The sequence below is a fragment of the Mesorhizobium sp. P2_B11 genome (assembly GCF_056404855.1).
The window spans coordinates 21,260-36,117 of sequence record NZ_JBFUDF010000015.1; the positions used below are offsets into that span (position 1 = coordinate 21,260).

The following is a 14,858-nucleotide window of genomic DNA, read 5'->3' on the forward strand; positions in this document are numbered from 1 at the left end:
AGCATCAGACATGACCGCCCAGACAGGCCACACCGAAGCTATCGCCGCTTCGCGCGTCATCGGCACGTCGGTGTACAATACCGAAGGCAAGAGCATCGGCACCATCGAGGATGTCATGCTCGACAAGACGTCGAACGGCATCATGTTCGCGGTCATCGGGTTCGGCGGCTTTCTCGGCATCGGCGAAAAATATCACGCCATTCCGTGGGCGAGCCTCGACTATGACGAGGACAAGGGCGGCTATGTGGTGCCGTTCTCCAAGGATCAGCTGAAAGCGGCTCCGTCCTATTCGATCAATGAACTGGCCGGCGCCGATGGCGAGACCGCCCGTGACGCTTCCTATGACTACTACAAGGTCACGCCCTACTGGCATTGATCCGCGGCACTGACGGCTGACGTGAAAAGGCCCCGAAACCGGGGCCTTTTCAATGCAACAGGGACGGTTCCTATTCTGCGGCGTAAAGCGTCGACAGTTGCGTCGCAGCCTTTGGCGGCTGCTGAGTGTCGCATGACGTCAGGAACGCCGCTGCGATCAGGAACAAACTCACGATACCGCTCAACTCTGACATGGCGAAACTCCTCCAGTTTCGCCCCGCGCGGCACGATCCTAACCGACGCCTCGATTGTTGCTCGTGAATTATCGTGACGCCATGTTGTCGAACGTGATCAAGGCACGCTCAGCCGAGTAGTCCGGCATTCTTCACCGCCTTGAAGATCTTCTCGTGCCAGGCGACCCGATCCGCTTCGCCATTAGCCGGCGTGGTCGAATTGGCATTGCCGACGTTGATCGCGCGCGAGATCTTTTTGATCTGACCGGCATCGGCAAAGGCATTGCAGCCTGACCCCTTCCATTCGGCACAAGCGGCAAGCAGGGAAACCTGCGGATCCTCAATGAGTTCAGGATGATTGGCGAGGTCAACCCCGGCGAGCCTGCCTTTGGCCGTGTACGCGTCGCGTCCGGTGGTCTGGAACGTACCGCCGCCGCGGAAATTGAAGCCGTCCAGCGTTCCTTTCACATTGCCCATGCGGCCGCCATAGGCCCAGTCGCCCAGCGCTTCCGGCTTGCGCAGCAGATTGTCCTTGATCCATTGATCGGTCTTGCTGGCGGCTCGCGATTTCCACGCCTTCCGGATCGCCGCCACGGTCGTGTAGGTCAGGGACTCGCGAATAAGGGTGAAGCCACCGGTTTCCATCGCCGCTTGTGCGAAGAAATGCATCAGCCGGTCATAGTTGTTGCACACGCCATGATCGCCGAGTGTTTTGAGGCCTTTGTCGGAGGTAAAGGCGCCGATGTAACCGTCATAGATCGCCCGCTTGGAACCGCCTGCCGGTCGCGGCGCGAATTTCTGGAAGACCGCTGCTGGTAAGCCCTTCTTCGGATCGCCCGCAACCGCTTCAAGCACACTCTCGACGCTCTCGGTCGACAGCACCGGTTCGCCTTCGATGACGACCGAAGCTTTGGGAATTGGCTTGCCGTTGGTTTTCGGGAAACCACTGCCGGCAAAGGCTTTCAGGTCGTCGATGAGGGCGATCACCCGGGTCCGGCTCTCCGTGAAGTCCATGTCGGAAAGCGGACCGCTCACCTTCTTCGTCGGATTGATGCATCCGATGCTGGATAGGAAATTGACGCCTGGATGGATCAGGATTTCGGTGCGCTTGTTGGTCTTAAGCAGTTCGAGTCCAGGTTTGGGTGGCGTCTTGCCACCAGTGTAACCGATTGTCACATACTTGCCTCCGGCCTGTGTCGCCAGCGGGTAGGTGCCGGGCTCGATGCGCCTGCCATTGTCTTCTTTGGAATTGTCGCCTGGGCCGCGAGATTCACACACAAACCCCGACAAGCCCGCGACTGCCGTGCCGTTGTGAAAGACTTTATAGGTTCCAACCGTTCTGCGCCTGGTACCCCTCATATGCTCGACTTGCCGGCTAATAAGAAGTTCCCAGCCAGTACCTGAAATTGTTGCCATTTCCACCTCCCCGAAGAACTCTAGTTTATTGATTTCATTGTTGTCGTCAAATAGTTCGCATTGTAGATGCGACCCTAACATCTTCGATGTCTCTGCATTGTGATGTTTGTCACGTTGGCGGCAGTCTCTTTTGAAGCATCGGCTGGAGTTTGTATGCTGCCTGGTATTTCGTGACGAAGGCATTGCCGCGATAAAAGGGGGGAGAGGCGCGGCCCCATCTGGCGCCAGACATATGACGTTAGGTCAGGCTGTTTGCGTTCAGATGGCGTCGCCGGTTCCCCAGGCCTAAGGGCATGGGCGACTGTCACTATTATTTCATGCCATTCCCAATTGCCTTTTACGGCGCTTTGGCTAAGAGGGGCGCGACGCTTTATCGATCAATCGGGGACATCGCAATGACCGCCATCATCGACATTATCGGGCGTGAAATCCTGGATAGCCGTGGAAATCCGACCGTTGAGGTCGACGTCGTTCTCGAAGACGGCTCGATGGGCCGCGCCGCGGTGCCGTCCGGCGCTTCGACCGGTGCGCATGAGGCCGTCGAACTGCGTGATGGTGGCGCCCGCTATCTCGGCAAGGGCGTGCTCAAGGCAGTCGAAGCCGTCAATGGCGAGCTGTTCGAGGCGATCGGCGGCATGGAAGCCGAAAACCAGATTCATATCGACCAGACCATGATTGAGCTCGACGGCACCCCCAACAAGAGCCGGCTCGGCGCAAACGCCATTCTCGGCGTGTCGCTTGCGGTGGCCAAGGCGGCCGCGGAGGCTGCCGGCCTGCCGCTTTACCGCTATGTCGGCGGCACCAAGGCGCACATCCTGCCGGTGCCGATGATGAACATCATCAATGGCGGCGCGCATGCCGACAACCCGATCGATTTCCAGGAATTCATGATCATGCCGGTCGGTGCGCCGACGCTGCGCGAAGGCGTGCGCTGGGGTTCGGAAATCTTCCACACGCTGCGCAAGAAGCTCAAGGACGCCGGCCACAACACCAATGTCGGTGACGAAGGCGGTTTTGCCCCGAACCTGAAGAGCGCGCCGGTGGCGCTCGATTTCATCATGGAATCGATCGAGAAGGCCGGGTTCAAGCCTGGCGAGGAAATCGCGCTCGGCCTCGACTGCGCGGCGACCGAGTTCTTCAAGGACGGCAATTACGTCTATGAAGGCGAGAAGAAGACCCGCGATCCCAAGGCGCAGGCCAAATACCTGGCCAAGCTTGCTGCCGACTATCCGATCATCTCGATCGAGGACGGCCTGGCCGAGGACGACTGGGAAGGCTGGAAGTATCTGACCGATTTGATCGGCAAGAAGACCCAGCTTGTCGGCGACGACCTCTTCGTCACCAACACGGCGCGGCTGCGCGACGGCATTCGCATGGGTGTCGCCAATTCGATCCTGGTCAAGGTCAACCAGATCGGCTCGCTGACCGAGACGCTGGACGCCGTCGAGACCGCGCACAAGGCTGGCTACACCGCCGTCATGTCGCACCGTTCGGGCGAAACCGAGGATTCGACCATCGCCGATCTGGCCGTCGCCACCAATTGCGGGCAGATCAAGACCGGCTCGCTGTCGCGCTCGGACCGCATGGCCAAGTACAACCAGCTGATCCGCATCGAGGAAGAGCTGGGCAAGCAGGCGCGCTACGCCGGCAAGTCGGTGGTGAAAGCGTAATCCAGCCGATTGGCTAAGAATGGCGAAGGGCGGGATTTTTCCCGCCCTTTTTTGTTGTGGTCACCGCCAGCGGGCCCTGTCCGTAACCGTCCATTAAGCACAATCGGGCGAGATAGGACGGTCAGAGCATGATCCCGAAAAGTGGGAACCGGTTTTCTCGGACAAACGGGAACCGTTTTGTCCGGAGGTCATGCTCCAACAAGAGTTGGATTGCGACCATGTGGACACGCCAGCACAAGCAGAGAAACACCGGCCGGCTGATCATCCCGTCGCTTTGCGTGGCGTTCCTGGCCTATTTCGGCTTCCATGCCTACCATGGCGAATTCGGCATCTATTCCAAATACCAGCTCGAAGCGCAGACCGTCGAACTGCAGGCCAAGTACAATGCCATCAAGGCGCGCCGGGTCGATCTGGAGCGGCGTGTCCAGCTGATGCACGAGGGCACGCTGGAGAAGGATATGCTTGACGAGCAGGCGCGCCGGGCGCTTAATCTGTCCCAGGCCGATGAAATCACCATCATGCTGCCGGCGAATTCGAAATAACTGAATTCCAGTTAATTGCTGTTATATCAAATGATTCTAACCGTTTAGACGCATGACAGCCATGCATTTTTCAGCATGGCGAAACGCTTTCTCGCGTGTTAGCCTCTTTCAAATCGGTGGGGAGAGCTGATCTCCCTCGGAGCAGATTTTCGTGCTGCTCTTGTGTCCGCAAAGAGACGCCAACAGGGAGTGATGCATGGCCACCGCCGCCAAAAAAGCGCCTGCCAAATCCGTCAAATCGACATCCGCCAAATCCACGGGGCTTGCCGCCCCCAAGCCAGCCGAATTCACCAAGGACGAGGAGCTTGCCGCCTACCGGCACATGTTGCTCATCCGCCGCTTCGAGGAGAAGGCCGGCCAGCTCTACGGCATGGGCTTCATCGGCGGCTTCTGCCACCTCTATATCGGCCAGGAAGCGGTCGTCACCGGCATGAAGATGGCGCTGATCCAGGGCGACCAGATGATCACCGCCTACCGCGACCACGGCCACATGCTGGCGATGGAGCTTTCCCCGCGCGGCGTCATGGCCGAACTGACCGGACGCCGCGGCGGCCTGTCGAGGGGCAAGGGCGGTTCCATGCACATGTTCTCCAAGGAGAAGCATTTTTACGGCGGCCACGGCATTGTCGGCGCGCAGGTGTCGCTCGGCACGGGCCTGGCCTTCGCCAACCGCTACCGCGACAACAACAATGTCTCGCTGACCTATTTCGGCGATGGCGCGGCCAACCAGGGCCAGGTCTATGAAAGCTTCAACATGGCCTCGCTGTGGAAGCTGCCGGTGATCTACATCATCGAGAACAATCGCTACGCCATGGGCACTTCGGTGTCGCGCTCGTCGGCCGAAACCAATTTTTCGCATCGCGGCGCCTCGTTCAAGATTCCTGGCATCCAGGTCGACGGCATGGATGTGCGTGCGGTCAAATCCGCCGGTGATCAGGCGACCGAATGGTGCCGTGCCGGCAACGGGCCGATCATCCTCGAAATGCAGACCTATCGCTATCGCGGCCACTCGATGTCGGATCCGGCGAAATATCGCTCCAAGGAAGAAGTGCAGAAGATGCGCTCCGACCATGACCCGATCGAACAGGTCAAGGCGCGGCTGACAGCCAAAAAGTGGGCCGACGAGGACGAGCTCAAGACCATCGACAAAGAGGTCCGCGACATCGTCGCCGACGCCGCCGAATTTGCCCAGCACGACGCAGAGCCGGATCCATCCGAGCTCTGGACCGACATCGTATTGTAACGGGAGGGCAAGGACATGCCGATCGAAATTCTCATGCCCGCTCTCTCGCCGACGATGGAAGAGGGCAATCTTTCCAAGTGGTTGAAGAACGAAGGCGACAAGGTCGTCGCCGGCGACGTCATCGCCGAGATCGAAACCGACAAGGCGACGATGGAAGTCGAAGCCGTCGACGAAGGCACAATTGCCAAGATCGTGGTTCCTGCCGGTACCGAAGGCGTCAAGGTCAACGCGGTGATCGCCGTGCTGGCGGTCGAGGGCGAAGACGTCGACAAGGCCGGCGAAGGCATTGGCGAAGAACCTGCCAAGGCTGAAGCAGCCGCACCCGCACCTGTCGCGGCCAAGAGCGAGGTCGCGGCGCCTGTGGCGGCCGCTCCGAAAACGGAAGCCGCCGCCGATCCGGACATTCCGGCCGGCACCGAGATGGTCTCGACCACGGTGCGCGAGGCACTGCGCGACGCCATGGCCGAAGAGATGCGCCGCGACGGCGATGTCTTTGTCATGGGCGAGGAGGTCGCCGAATACCAGGGCGCCTACAAGATCACGCAAGGGTTGCTGCAGGAGTTCGGGCCGCGTCGCGTCGTCGACACACCGATCACCGAACACGGCTTTGCCGGCGTCGGCGTCGGCGCGGCAATGGCGGGCCTGAGGCCTATCGTCGAGTTCATGACCTTCAATTTCGCCATGCAGGCGATCGACCAGATCATCAACTCCGCCGCCAAGACGCTCTATATGTCGGGTGGCCAGATGGGCGCGCCGATCGTCTTCCGCGGTCCGAACGGGGCGGCTGCCCGCGTCGGCGCCCAGCATTCGCAGTGCTACGCCGCCTGGTACAGCCACATCCCCGGCCTGAAGGTGGTGATGCCATATACGGCGGCCGACGCCAAAGGCCTGCTCAAGGCGGCGATCCGCGACCCGAACCCGGTCATCTTCCTCGAAAACGAAATCCTCTACGGCCAGTCCTTCGACGTGCCGAAGCTCGATGATTTCGTGCTGCCGATCGGCAAGGCGCGCATCCACAAGCAGGGCAAGGACGTCACCATCGTCTCGTTCGGCATCGGCATGACCTATGCCATCAAGGCGGAAGCCGAACTGCGCGGCATGGGCATCGATGCCGAGATCATCGACCTCAGGTCCATCCGTCCGCTCGACCTCGACACCATCATCGCCTCGGTGAAGAAGACCAACCGCCTGATCGTGGTGGAAGAGGGTTTCCCGCAGAGCTCTGTCGGCGACCACATCGCCAACCAGGTGTCGCAGCGCGCCTTCGATTTCCTCGACGCGCCGGTCATCACCATCGCCGGCAAGGACGTGCCGATGCCATATGCGGCGAACCTCGAAAAGCTGGCCCTGCCCAATGTCGGCGAGGTCATCGAGGCGGTCAAAGCCGTCACGTATCGCTAACGTTCTTTCTTTTGGGGGAGGGCAGAATGGCGACGATGGCGGATGTCAGGAGAATAGCTTGGTCCCTGTTCTGGCGGAGCTTCCTGTCTAGTATCGCTTGTGGATTTGTGGGTGGCGCGATTGCTGGATTCCTCATTGGGTTCATTGGCGTGTTTTTTGGACTGCGCCATGAAGCAATTCAGACACTGAGCTCTGTCGGGGGAGCATGCGTCGGGCTTGTAGCATCATTCCTTTGTTTGAATTTCTTCCTGGCCCGAACGATTGGCAAGGAATTCAAAGGCAAACGTCTAGAACTTGCCGTGGTTAGCCCGGCTGGCTTGCAGGGAGAGTAACTATGCCAATCAACATCACCATGCCGGCGCTCTCGCCCACGATGGAAGAAGGCAATCTTTCCAAGTGGTTGGTCAAGGAAGGCGACAAGGTCTCGCCGGGTGACGTGATCGCCGAGATCGAGACCGACAAGGCGACGATGGAAGTCGAAGCTGTCGATGAGGGAACGGTTGCCAAGCTCGTCGTTCCGGCCGGTACCGAAGGCGTCAAGGTCAATGCGCTGATCGCCATTCTGGCTGGTGAAGGCGAGGATGCGGGTGCCGCGGCAAAGGGCGGCGGCGCTGCCGCGCCCAAGGCCGAGGCTCCGAAAGCCGAAGCGCCTAAGGCTGAAGCGCCAAAGCCGGCAGGCGCCGCGCCTGCGCCGGCCAAGGCGGAAGCCGCTCCAGTTGCTAACGGCCACGCCGCGGGCGAACGCACCTTCGCCTCGCCGCTGGCCCGTCGCATCGCCAAGGATGCCGGCGTCGATGTGGCGGCCGTGACCGGCACCGGYCCGCATGGCCGTGTCGTCAAGGCCGATGTCGAGGCAGCGATTGCCGGCGGTGGCGCCAAGGCGGCACCGGCCGCGAAAGCAGCACCTGCCGCTGCTCCGGCGCCGGCAGCAGCCGCTGCCGCACCCAAGGCGATGTCGGACGAGCAGGTGCTGAAACTGTTCGCAGAAGGCTCCTACGAGCTCGTTCCGCACGACAATATGCGCAAGACGATCGCGCGGCGGCTGGTCGAGGCCAAGTCGACCATCCCGCATTTCTACCTGACGCTCGACTGCGAGCTCGATGCGCTCTTGGCGCTGCGCACGCAGTTGAATGCGGCTGCTCCGACGAAGAAGACCGACAAGGGCGAGGCGCCTGTCTACAAGCTGTCGGTCAACGACATGGTGATCAAAGCGATGGCGATGGCGTTGATGGCGGTGCCGGATGCCAATGCATCGTGGACCGATACCGCGATGGTCAAGCACAAGCATGCCGATGTCGGCGTTGCCGTGTCGATCCCTGGCGGCCTGATCACGCCGATCATCCGCCACGCCGACGAAAAGACGCTGTCCACCATCTCCAACGAGATGAAGGATCTGGCCAGCCGCGCCCGCAGCCGCAAGCTGAAGCCCGAGGAATATCAGGGTGGCACGACGGCGGTGTCCAATCTCGGCATGTTCGGCATCAAGGACTTTGCCGCTGTCATCAACCCGCCGCATGCGACGATTTTGGCAGTGGGTGCGGGCGAGCAGCGCGCCGTGGTCAAGAACGGCGAAATCAAGATCGCCAACGTCATGTCGGTGACGCTGTCGACCGATCACCGCGCCGTCGACGGTGCGCTCGGCGCTGAACTCCTGGGCGCCTTCAAGCGCATGATCGAAAACCCGATGGGCATGCTGGTCTAGAAAGGGAACAAGGCGGTGCGGAGATTCTTCACCAGCCTTTTTGCCTTCTTCCTTTCCGGTATCGCTGGCGGGTTGGTTGCTCAGCAACTGGCGGTCATCACCGACGCGCACGAAGAATATATCCTCGTGTTCTTGCTATCGGCACTGGTGACTGTTGTCGTCACCCTCGTCTTTTTCGTCGCGCAGTTTATGACCGATCCGATCTCGGCTGTAGGCAAGACGGGCAAGTGGTTGCTGATCATTTTTACGGTGCTGTTTCTCGTACTGGTTGCTGTCATTCTTACTGAGGCCGGCCCGGCGGATGTGAAGGGAGACATGCCCATCGTAGTCGGCCTCGGCTTGCCAAGTCTGGTGACTATTTTGGTTCAATGGCTGTTCGTGCGCTGGCGGCTGAGACGCGGTTTGATCAAGACACAGGCGGGTGCATGAAGACGATCCTCTGCTACGGCGATTCCCTGACCTGGGGCTATGACGCGGCAAGCCTTGGCCGCCATGCCCTGGAAGACCGCTGGCCGAGCGTGCTCAAGGCGGCGCTGGACGACGATGATATCGAAGTCATTGCCGAAGGCCTGAATGGCCGCACCACGGCCTTCGACGATCACCTGGCCGGCGCCGACCGCAATGGCGCCAGGCTTTTGCCGACGATCCTGACCAGCCATGCGCCGATCGACCTGATCGTCATCATGCTCGGCGCCAATGACATGAAGCCGTGGATCCACGGCAATCCGGTGGCGGCCAAGCAAGGCATGCAGCGCTTGATCGATATCGTGCGTGGCCATGACTATCCGTTCGACTGGGACGCGCCGCAGATCCTGCTGGTGGCGCCGCCGGCGGTCAGTCGTACGGAAAATGCCGAATTCAAGGAAATGTTTGCCGGCGGCGACGAGGCCTCGAAGCGGCTTGCTCCGCAATATTCAGCGCTTGCCGACGAGGCCGGCTGCGGCTTTTTCGATGCCGGCACGGTGGCCACGACCACGCCGCTCGACGGTGTCCATCTCGATGCGGAAAACACGCGCAACATCGGTAGCGCGCTGGCGCCGCTGGTTCGCGTGATGCTGGAACTGTGACCCGCCAAGATGGACAGCGCTGTTCTGATCATAGGACTCTGGTTGGCCGTCAACTGGCGAGGTCGACCGGGTCTGCTTCTTGCCGCAGGAATACTTCTCGGAGTCTGGATATCTCACGCACTTGCGACTTTGGTGCTCTATTTAGCCGACATGCTTTCAGCTGAGGCCTCGTTTCAATAGGAACTGCAAAAATGGCTGAGAATTACGACGTCATCATCATCGGCTCCGGCCCCGGCGGCTATGTCACGGCGGTGCGTTCCGCCCAGCTCGGCTTCAAGACGGCGATCGTCGAGCGCGAGCATCTCGGCGGCATCTGCCTCAACTGGGGCTGTATCCCGACCAAGGCGCTGCTGCGCTCGGCCGAGATCATGCACTATTCGGATCATTTGAAGGACTACGGCCTCAAGCTCGAAGGCGGCAAGGTCAGCGCCGATACCGCGGCCGTCGTCGACCGCTCGCGAAAGGTGTCGTTGAGGCTCAATGGCGGCGTCGCCTTCCTGATGAAGAAGAACAAGGTCGACGTCATCTGGGGCGAAGCAAAACTGTCGAAGCCCGGTGAGATCGTCGTTTCCAAGACAGCCAAGAAGCCGATGGAGCCGCAGCCGCCGGTGCCGAAAGGCGTCAAGGGCGAGGGCACCTACACCGCCAAGCACATTATTCTCGCCACAGGCGCGCGGCCACGCGCGCTGCCCGGCATCGAGCCGGACGGCAAGCTGATCTGGACCTATTTCGAGGCCATGGTGCCGAAGGAAATGCCGAAGTCGCTGCTGGTGATGGGCTCCGGCGCCATCGGCATCGAGTTCGCCTCCTTCTACCGCACCATGGGCGCGGACGTGACGGTGGTCGAGCTGTTGCCGGCGGTGATGCCGGTCGAGGATGCCGAAGTCTCGAAATTCGCGCAAAAGCAGTTCGAGAAGCAAGGCATGAAGATCATCCTCGAAGCCAAGGTGACCAAGGTCGAGAAGGGTGCGAATTCCGTCACGGCGCATGTCGAGATGAAGGATGGCAAGGTCGAAAAAATCACCGCCGACCGCATGATCTCCGCCGTCGGCGTGCAGGGCAACATCGAGAATCTCGGTCTCGAGGCGCTCGGCGTGAAGACGGATCGGGGCTGTGTCGTCGTCGACGGTTACGGTAAGACCAACGTTCCCGGCATCTACGCCATCGGCGATGTCGCCGGACCGCCGATGCTCGCGCACAAGGCCGAGCATGAGGGCGTGGTCTGCATCGAAAAGATCGCCAATTTCCCCGGCGTGCATGCGACCGACAAGCTGAAGATCCCGGGTTGCACCTATTGCAACCCGCAGGTCGCCTCGGTCGGCCTGACCGAAGCCAAGGCCAAGGCCGAAGGCAAGGACATCCGCGTCGGCCGTTTCCAGTTCGGCGCCAACGGCAAGGCGATCGCGCTCGGCGAGGATCAGGGGTTCATCAAGACCATCTTCGACAAGAAGACCGGCCAGTTGCTTGGCGCGCATATGGTCGGCGCCGAGGTGACGGAGCTGATCCAGGGTTTTGTCGTAGCGATGAACCTCGAAACCACCGAGGAAGAGTTGATGCACACTATCTTCCCGCATCCGACGCTGTCGGAGATGATGAAGGAAAGCGTGCTCGACGCCTATGGGCGCGCGCTCAACGCATGATAAATTGCTGCCGCGAGACTCAGACGCATGCGCCGGAGGAACCTTGCGGCAAGACAGTTCGTTTCCGGATGCATTTTCACCTGACACTGGAGGAGTTGGCATATGGACGTGAATGGCGTGGGCTGGATTGCAGCCATCATCATCGGCGGCTTGGCCGGGTGGCTGGCCGAGATGGTCATGAAGAGCAACACCGGCATCTTGATGAACATCGTTATGGGCATTGTCGGCGCGGTGGTGCTCAACGCCATCCTCAGGGCCCTCAACATCGAGCCCTTCGGCGTCGGCTGGCTCGCGTACCTGATCACCGGCTTCATCGGCGCCTGCCTGCTGATCTTTGCCGGGCGGGTCATACGCCGCTAGATAACCGCTATGCGAAAAAGGCTGTGGCGGCATGCGCCGTCGTGGCCTTTTTCTTTGCCCCGAAAAGTCTTAAGTGACGTTCTAAAGGCCGACGCCGACGGGCGGATGCCAACAAGTCAGGTTTGAGATGGTCACCGTCCTCGACACGATCGCCAACGCACCGCGGCTGCGGCACCCCGAAAAGGCGCACAAGCCCGACCAGGACGTGCTGCGCAAACCCGACTGGATCCGCGTCAAGGCGCCGGTCTCCAAGGGCTATGCCGAGACACGCGAGATCGTGAAATCGCACAAGCTGGTGACGGTGTGCGAAGAGGCCGGCTGTCCCAATATCGGCGAGTGCTGGGAAAAGAAGCACGCCACTTTCATGATCATGGGCGAGATCTGCACGCGCGCCTGCGCCTTCTGCAATGTCGCCACCGGCATCCCGACCGCGCTCGATGCCGACGAGCCGGCGCGCGTCGCGCATGCCGTCAAGCAGATGGGCCTGAGCCACGTCGTCATCACCTCCGTCGACCGCGACGATCTTGCCGATGGCGGCGCGCAGCACTTCGCCGAGGTCATCCGCGCCATCCGCGCGGCAACACCCTTGACCACGATCGAAATCCTGACGCCCGACTTCCTGCGCAAGGAAGGCGCTCTGGAGATCGTCGTGGCGGCCAAGCCGGACGTCTTCAACCACAATCTCGAAACCGTGCCGTCGAACTATCTGACGGTGCGGCCGGGCGCGCGCTATTTCCACTCGATCCGGCTTCTGCAGCGGGTCAAGGAGCTCGATCCGTCGATCTTCACCAAGTCCGGCATCATGGTTGGCCTTGGCGAAGAGCGGAACGAGATCCTGCAGCTGATGGACGATCTGCGGTCGGCCAATGTCGACTTCATGACCATCGGCCAGTATCTGCAGCCGTCGAAGAAGCACCATCCGGTGATCCGCTTCGTCACGCCGGAGGAGTTCAACTCCTTTGCAACGATCGGCAAGACCAAGGGTTTCTTGCTGGTGGCGTCGAGCCCGCTGACGCGCTCCTCGCATCACGCTGGCGACGATTTTGCCAGGCTGCGGGCGGCGCGCGAGGCGCAGCTCAAAAAAGCCAGCTAAATCCTGCTTTAATGCCGAAATTCGAAGCCACTCGCCGCGTTGCCCACACGCCGGAGCAGATGTTTGCGCTGGTCGCCGATATCGAGACCTATCCTGAATTTCTGCCGCTTTGCGAAGCGCTGACGGTGCGCTCGCGCAAGGAGCGCGACGGCCGCACCATTCTCGTTGCCGATATGAGCATCGGCTACAAGGCGATCCGCGAGACCTTTACGACGCAGGTTCTGTTGAAGCCGGACGAGAACACCATCGACGTCAAATACATCGATGGGCCGTTCAAATATCTCTCCAACATCTGGCGCTTCGAGCCGGCTGACGGCGGCTGCAGCGTCCGCTTCTTCATCGACTACGAGTTCAAGAGCCGTATTCTCGGCGCGCTGATGGGCACCATGTTCGACCGCGCCTTCCGCATGTTTTCCGAAGCGTTCGAAAAGCGCGCCGACGTCATCTACGGCACGACGCCCATTTCCTGAGTGTCGCCGAGCGCGCGCAGGCCGATCTCCAGTGCGTGCCGGACCGTCTCGCGGCGGATGAAGTCGCGACCATTGTCGGCAAACATATTGAGCTCTGCTGCAACCGGCCCGCCCTTGAGCGCTACCCCGAACCAGACCAGGCCGACCGGCTTTTCCGGCGAGCCGCCGCCCGGGCCGGCTATGCCGGTGACGGCAAGCGCCAGTCCGGCGCGCGAATGGGCCAGCGCGCCGGCGGCCATTTCCAGAACCGTTTCGCGCGAGACGGCGCCGTGCGCTTGAAGCGTGGCCGCAGAGACACCGAGCATCTCCATCTTGGCTTCGTTGGAATAGGTGATGAGGCCGCGATCGACGACGGCGGACGAACCGGCAATGTCGGTAAGGGCGGCAATGATCATGCCACCGGTGCAGCTTTCGGCGGTCGCCAGCATGATGCCGCGCTGCTGGCAGGCCTGGAGCAGGGCGCTTGCGAGGTCGCTGTTGGTCATACCGGGACGTCCCCGGGGAAGACGACGCTGGCGGTGGCGATGGCGGCGATGCCTTCCTCGCGGCCGACAAAGCCAAGTTTTTCGTTGGTCGTCGCCTTGATCGAGATGCGGTCGCCGGAAATGCCCAGCATCGCCGACAAGGCCTTGGTCATGGCGTCGCGATGAGGACCGACGCGCGGCGCTTCGCAGATCAGCGTGATGTCGGCGTTGGCGATGCGCCCGCCGCGCGCGCGCACCAGTTTTGCCGCATGCTCGACGAAGATCTTTGACGCAGCGCCTTTCCATTGCGGGTCGGAAGGGGGGAAATGCGTGCCGATGTCGCCGGCGCCGCAGGTGGCGAGCAGTGCGTCGGTCAGCGCGTGCAGGCCGACATCGGCATCCGAATGGCCCGACAGTTTTTTGCCGTGCGGAATGGCGACGCCGCACAGCGTGACATGGTCGCCGGGCTCGAAGGCGTGCACGTCATAGCCATTGCCGGTGCGAATGTCTGGAAAACGCTCGCCGGTAAGCCGCTGATCCGCCATCGCAATATCCCTTGCCCAGGTGAGTTTGACATTGTCCGGCGACCCCATGACGATTTTCACCGGAATATGCGCCCATTCGGCGATCGCGGCATCGTCGGTAAAATCCGTCTTGCCGAGATGATGGGCCTTTTCGTGTGCGGCCAGCAGCGGCCAGAACGGAAAGCCTTGCGGTGTCTGTGCGGCATGCAGGCCGGCCCTCGGTACCGTCTCCTCGATCATGCCGCTGGCCGATTCGCGCTTCAGCGTGTCGGCGACGGGCAGCGCCGGCAGCGCACCCTGGCGCTCGCCAATGGCCGCGACGGTGCGGTCGATCAGGGCTGCATCGACAAACGGCCGCGCGGCATCGTGCACCAGGACACGGGACGGGGCTTGGTCTCTCAGAGCCAGCAGCCCGAGCCGGACCGAGGCCTGCCGCGATTCACCGCCGACGACAGTGGTGACCCGCTTGGCGTGCGCGCCGGCCGCCTTGTCGAACAGCGCGCCGTCGTCGGCATGGATGGCGACAACGATGGGACCGATTGCCGGATGTGCGAGGAACGTCTCCAGCGTGCGCGCGATGACGGCGCGACCGCCGATCTTCTGATATTGCTTCGGCCCGTCGGCTTGCCCGGCGCGCGCGCCGCGGCCGGCGGCGACGATGACCACGCCGACCTTGCCGTCGTCGCCCGGAGCCCGATTTTCACTTGTGTCTGTCATT

The 14,858-nt window shown here is 61.4% G+C and carries 17 protein-coding genes; 13 read left to right on the top strand and 4 right to left on the bottom strand.

Annotated features, from left to right (window positions below):
• Positions 1–10: 10 nt before the first annotated feature.
• The gene (locus tag AC1DYJ_RS30720; RefSeq protein ID WP_477281550.1) at positions 11–376 is read left to right on the top strand and encodes a PRC-barrel domain-containing protein; all 366 of its coding nucleotides are present in this window, start codon (positions 11–13) and stop codon (positions 374–376) included.
• 70 nt (positions 377–446) lie between these two features.
• Here AC1DYJ_RS30720 and AC1DYJ_RS30725 read toward each other — a convergent pair whose 3' ends face one another.
• Together AC1DYJ_RS30725 and AC1DYJ_RS30730 are read right to left on the bottom strand one after the other, a co-directional pair.
• On the bottom strand, positions 447–569 hold the full coding sequence (locus tag AC1DYJ_RS30725; protein WP_023688444.1) for a hypothetical protein: 123 nt from the start codon (positions 567–569) through the stop codon (positions 447–449).
• A gap of 108 nt (positions 570–677) precedes the next feature.
• The gene (locus AC1DYJ_RS30730) at positions 678–1,964 is read right to left on the bottom strand and encodes a glycoside hydrolase family 19 protein (protein WP_477281552.1); all 1,287 of its coding nucleotides are present in this window, start codon (positions 1,962–1,964) and stop codon (positions 678–680) included.
• Positions 1,965–2,359: 395 nt separating this feature from the next.
• On the opposite strand from AC1DYJ_RS30730, the gene eno reads away from it, so the two are divergent.
• From eno to AC1DYJ_RS30790, 12 genes are all read left to right on the top strand, one after another.
• Complete coding sequence (gene eno, locus AC1DYJ_RS30735) at positions 2,360–3,634, top strand: phosphopyruvate hydratase (protein ID WP_477281555.1); 1,275 nt, start codon at positions 2,360–2,362, stop codon at positions 3,632–3,634.
• Positions 3,635–3,852: 218 nt separating this feature from the next.
• A complete protein-coding gene (locus AC1DYJ_RS30740) occupies positions 3,853–4,176 on the top strand; it encodes an FtsB family cell division protein (RefSeq protein WP_477281557.1) in 324 nt (107 codons plus the stop codon).
• A gap of 196 nt (positions 4,177–4,372) precedes the next feature.
• The gene (pdhA, locus tag AC1DYJ_RS30745) at positions 4,373–5,419 is read left to right on the top strand and encodes a pyruvate dehydrogenase (acetyl-transferring) E1 component subunit alpha (protein ID WP_477281559.1); all 1,047 of its coding nucleotides are present in this window, start codon (positions 4,373–4,375) and stop codon (positions 5,417–5,419) included.
• A 15-nt stretch (positions 5,420–5,434) separates the two neighbouring features.
• On the top strand, positions 5,435–6,820 hold the full coding sequence (locus AC1DYJ_RS30750; protein WP_477281561.1) for a pyruvate dehydrogenase complex E1 component subunit beta: 1,386 nt from the start codon (positions 5,435–5,437) through the stop codon (positions 6,818–6,820).
• A gap of 26 nt (positions 6,821–6,846) precedes the next feature.
• A complete protein-coding gene (locus AC1DYJ_RS30755; RefSeq protein WP_477281563.1) occupies positions 6,847–7,152 on the top strand; it encodes a hypothetical protein in 306 nt (101 codons plus the stop codon).
• Between the two features lie 2 nt (positions 7,153–7,154).
• Positions 7,155–8,522, top strand: coding sequence for a pyruvate dehydrogenase complex dihydrolipoamide acetyltransferase (locus AC1DYJ_RS30760; RefSeq protein WP_477281565.1), 1,368 nt, complete (start codon positions 7,155–7,157; stop codon positions 8,520–8,522).
• 15 nt (positions 8,523–8,537) lie between these two features.
• The gene (locus AC1DYJ_RS30765) at positions 8,538–8,951 is read left to right on the top strand and encodes a hypothetical protein (protein ID WP_477281567.1); all 414 of its coding nucleotides are present in this window, start codon (positions 8,538–8,540) and stop codon (positions 8,949–8,951) included.
• Positions 8,948–9,589, top strand: a complete 642-nt coding sequence (locus AC1DYJ_RS30770; RefSeq protein WP_477281569.1) for an SGNH/GDSL hydrolase family protein — start codon at positions 8,948–8,950, stop codon at positions 9,587–9,589. Before AC1DYJ_RS30765 ends, AC1DYJ_RS30770 begins: the two co-directional genes overlap by 4 nt.
• A 191-nt stretch (positions 9,590–9,780) precedes the next feature.
• Positions 9,781–11,229 (top strand): dihydrolipoyl dehydrogenase, encoded by a 1,449-nt coding sequence (gene lpdA / locus AC1DYJ_RS30775; RefSeq protein ID WP_477426358.1) that lies wholly within the window; start codon positions 9,781–9,783, stop codon positions 11,227–11,229.
• 102 nt (positions 11,230–11,331) lie between these two features.
• Positions 11,332–11,589, top strand: a complete 258-nt coding sequence (locus AC1DYJ_RS30780; protein WP_477281573.1) for a GlsB/YeaQ/YmgE family stress response membrane protein — start codon at positions 11,332–11,334, stop codon at positions 11,587–11,589.
• A 127-nt stretch (positions 11,590–11,716) separates the two neighbouring features.
• Complete coding sequence (gene lipA / locus AC1DYJ_RS30785) at positions 11,717–12,682, top strand: lipoyl synthase (RefSeq protein WP_477281575.1); 966 nt, start codon at positions 11,717–11,719, stop codon at positions 12,680–12,682.
• 11 nt (positions 12,683–12,693) lie between these two features.
• On the top strand, positions 12,694–13,152 hold the full coding sequence (locus AC1DYJ_RS30790; RefSeq protein WP_477281577.1) for a type II toxin-antitoxin system RatA family toxin: 459 nt from the start codon (positions 12,694–12,696) through the stop codon (positions 13,150–13,152).
• Here AC1DYJ_RS30790 and AC1DYJ_RS30795 read toward each other — a convergent pair.
• Together AC1DYJ_RS30795 and AC1DYJ_RS30800 are read right to left on the bottom strand one after the other, a co-directional pair.
• Positions 13,128–13,637, bottom strand: a complete 510-nt coding sequence (locus AC1DYJ_RS30795) for a CinA family protein (RefSeq protein ID WP_477281579.1) — start codon at positions 13,635–13,637, stop codon at positions 13,128–13,130. The genes AC1DYJ_RS30790 and AC1DYJ_RS30795 overlap by 25 nt on opposite strands.
• Positions 13,634–14,857, bottom strand: a complete 1,224-nt coding sequence (locus AC1DYJ_RS30800; RefSeq protein ID WP_477281581.1) for a bifunctional 2-C-methyl-D-erythritol 4-phosphate cytidylyltransferase/2-C-methyl-D-erythritol 2,4-cyclodiphosphate synthase — start codon at positions 14,855–14,857, stop codon at positions 13,634–13,636. Before AC1DYJ_RS30800 ends, AC1DYJ_RS30795 begins: the two co-directional genes overlap by 4 nt.
• Position 14,858 lies beyond the last annotated feature (1 nt).